This window comes from Ruminococcus sp. (genome assembly GCF_017650195.1).
In the GTDB taxonomy this organism is placed as follows: Bacteria; Bacillota; Clostridia; order Oscillospirales; family Ruminococcaceae; genus Ruminococcus.
In genome coordinates, this window is record NZ_JAGCFH010000329.1 from 1 (window position 1) to 3,625 (window position 3,625).

3 protein-coding genes are annotated in these 3,625 nt (G+C 40.1%); 1 reads left to right on the forward strand and 2 read right to left on the reverse strand.

Features of this window, described 5'->3' with window-relative positions:
• A partial coding sequence (gene epsC, locus J6U00_RS14985) for a serine O-acetyltransferase EpsC (protein WP_296583232.1) occupies window positions 1-911 on the reverse strand: 911 nt, incomplete at its 3' end.
• Between the two features lie 174 nt (window positions 912-1,085).
• On the opposite strand from epsC, the gene J6U00_RS14990 reads away from it, so the two are divergent.
• Window positions 1,086-1,946 (forward strand): ATP-binding protein, encoded by an 861-nt coding sequence (locus J6U00_RS14990; RefSeq protein ID WP_296583234.1) that lies wholly within the window; start codon window positions 1,086-1,088, stop codon window positions 1,944-1,946.
• A gap of 69 nt (window positions 1,947-2,015) precedes the next feature.
• On the opposite strand, the gene J6U00_RS14995 is transcribed toward J6U00_RS14990, so the two are convergent.
• The coding region (locus tag J6U00_RS14995; protein WP_296583235.1) for a glutamine synthetase type III at window positions 2,016-3,625 on the reverse strand (1,610 nt) is incomplete at its 5' end.

Consider the following 3,625-nt stretch of genomic DNA (forward strand, 5'->3'; position numbering starts at 1 on the left):
TGTACAAGGTTAGACGAGTCAAAATTGAAGCGAAGCTCCTGATTCTTAATACTTACCTTTGCGCCTGCCGGTACAGAACGTGTAATAAAAGCATTACCGCCTATAACTGCATTTTTACCAACAACTGTTTCACCGCCGAGTATAGAAGCACCGGAATATATAGTAACATTATCTTCAATAGTAGGATGTCGCTTTTTATTTCGCAGAGATTGTCCCCCTCTTGTGGAAAGTGCTCCAAGAGTTACGCCCTGATATACCTTGACATAGTCCCCTATCTCGGTAGTTTCACCAATAACGATACCTGTACCGTGGTCTATAAAAAAATACTTTCCAATAGTCGCTCCGGGGTGGATATCTATACCTGTCTTGCTGTGAGCATGTTCCGTCATTACACGAGGTATAAGCGGTACACCGAGCAAAAAAAGTTCATGAGCAAGCCTGTTTACAAGTATAGCATATAATCCGGGGTATGAATAGATAATCTCGTCTTTGTTATATGCAGCCGGATCTCCATCATAAGCAGCCTGAACATCGGTATCAATAAGAGCTCTTATTTTAGGAATACGTCCAAGGAAATCAAATGTTATCCGCTCTGCCGCTTTATTGACCTCATCCTCTTCAAGAGCTTCGTATTTTTTATCATATCTCAGAACTATGGTTATCTGTCTTATTAGCTTGAATATGACATCTTCAAGTATCATGGAAATATTGTTTCTCACTGTATATACTCTGTAGCTCTTATTACGGAAGTATCCAGGAAAAACTATCCGTCTTAAAGCCTCTATGATCTCAACAATATCCTCATTGTCAGGATGATCAAACGTTTTGACCTCATCAATCGTTCTGTTGTCTTCATAGTCAGCAAGAATATTCTTTGTAAGAGAATTTATATTATCTTCCAGTTTATGCATTTTCGTTCACCTCATATTTGATTCCGTTCCACAGCTTATCAACATTTATTATACAGCATTTCCGATATATAGTCAATATTTAATATGTGTTTAAACTATATATTGCGATATTCCTTGACATTACATCATTTTAGCGGTATATTTATTATATAATATATATCAGCGAGGAAGAATATGAATAATAATATTGATAGATCACTAACAGAAGAGTTCAGCAGATCAATTTGGTCAAAATTCCGAAAAGGTATTGAAGAGTATAGGCTGATAGAAAACGGCGACAGGCTTGCTGTCTGTATTTCAGGAGGAAAAGACTCTATGCTCATGGCAAAGTGTATTCAGAGACTGCAAAAATACGGCAATTTACACTTTGACACGAAATATATTATCATGGACCCAGGATACACAGCTGAAAACAGGAATAAAATAGTAAAAAACATAGAAACGCTCGATATTCCTGCCCAAATATATGACACACACATTTTTGAATCAGCTGCAAAAGAAAAGAATAATCCCTGTTTTCTGTGCGCAAGACTCAGAAGGGGCTGGCTTTACAAGACTGCACAAGAATCAGGTTGTAACAAAATAGCTCTCGGGCATCATTTTGATGATGTTATCGAAACTATCCTTATGGGTATGCTTTACGGCTCACAGGTACAAACAATGATGCCTAAGCTCCACAGTGAAAACTATGCTGTACAGCTTATACGTCCGCTATATCTTGTACGTGAGACGGACATCATTAAATGGGCAGAATATAATGGTCTGTCGTTTATCCAGTGTGCCTGTCAGACAACAAAGGATTCAGGAAACTCTAAACGTGCCGAAATCAAGCAGCTTTTATGCCAGCTTCGCATAACTAATCCGGCTGTAGATATGAATATTTTTCGTAGTGTTGAAAACGTGAACTTGCAGACGCTTATCTCCTATCACAGAGGCAAAAACTATCACCATTTCCTAGATGATTTCGATCAGGGGCTAAGTATCAAGGGAACAAACAAATCTAATTCAAGTAACATAAAGACTGATATATTCTAAATCATACCTAAATCGAAAAACAAGGATCTCTTTCACCTAATCCGTGAAAAAGATCCTTAATTTTATATATTATACATTGTAGATTATTTCCGAATATGCCGGTATCGGCCATTTTGCAGCAGGCATATTAAGCTCTATTTCATCGGCTATGCTTCTCATAATATCCATTTCGGCAAGTACTACGTCGTGGAAGAATTCAGCTTGTTTCTGTATTCCATCAACCTTGTTTGCTTCAGCAACACGTTCTTCAAGTCTTACAATAGAATCATAGAAGCGATCTGAAAGCTCGTTCAGCTTCTTGGCAATTTTTTCATCAGTCATGAATGTAAATCCAATCTGCTTCTTTGTAGCGATAGATTCGCAAAGAGACTGTACATATTCCATTGTAGCCGGAAGAAGCTGCTTCCTTGCCATTTCTATCATTGTACGAGCTTCAATACGTACTGTCTTTGAGTACTTTTCAAGGTGTATCTCAGTTCTTGCGGCCACCTCGTTCTGGTTATATATCTCAAATTTGCGGAATATACGCAGATTTTTTTCATCAGTATAGTGGGGCATACAGTCAACAGTCGAAGCATAATTGGGAAGCCCCCTTCTTTCTGCTTCTTTGACCCATTCTGCGGAATATCCGTCGCCGTTGAAGATAATCCTTCTGTGTTCCTTAATAACTGTCTTAAGGAGCTTTCTTACCTCAGCATCAAAGTTCTCCTTCCCCTTGAAGGGTTCAAGTATCTCTGTAAACTGGCTGAGTTCTTCGCACATGATCGTATTTAGAAGTACATTAGGGCAAGCAATATTATCGGAAGAACCTACCATTCTGAATTCAAAGCGGTTTCCAGTAAATGCAAAAGGCGATGTTCTGTTTCTGTCAGTAGAATCCTTAGGGAAAGAAGGAAGAGCGTCAACACCTATCTTGAAAGCACGGGTCTTTGTTTTATACTCTGCATCGTCCTCGATAGCCTGAAGAACTGCTTCAAGCTCCTCTCCGAGAAACATGGACACTATAGCCGGTGGTGCTTCGTCTGCACCAAGTCTGTGGTCATTTCCAGCAGAAGCAGCTGATAATCTCATAAGATCCGCATACTCGTCTACGCCCTTGATAAGAGCACAGAGTATAGTGAGAAACTGAAGGTTATCCATAGGAGTGTCGCCGGGGTCAAGCAGATTTTGTCCATCGTTTGTTGACATAGACCAGTTATTGTGCTTACCGGAACCGTTTACACCCTCAAAAGGCTTCTCGTGGAGCAGGCATACGAGCCCATGCTTGAGAGCAACTTTTTCCATAACCTCCATTGCCAGCTCATTCTGATCTGTTCCAAGGTTAGAGGTAGTGAATATAGGGGCCATTTCGTGCTGAGCAGGTGCTACCTCGTTGTGTTTTGTCTTTGAGTATATGCCAAGCTTCCAAAGTTCTTCATCAAGATCAGCCATATATGAGGCTATACGTGGACGAAGGTTTGCAAAATACTGATCGTCAAGATCCTGACCCTTTGGAGGCTTTGCTCCGAATAGCGTTCTTCCTGTTAGAATAAGGTCCTCACGCTGATCATACATTTTTTTATCTATAAGGAAGTATTCCTGTTCAGCGCCGACTGTAGAAGTAACTCTTGTTACCTTGTCATTGCCGAAAAGCTTAAGGAAACGTACAGCGGTTTTGCTGAGCGCCTGCATAGAACGAA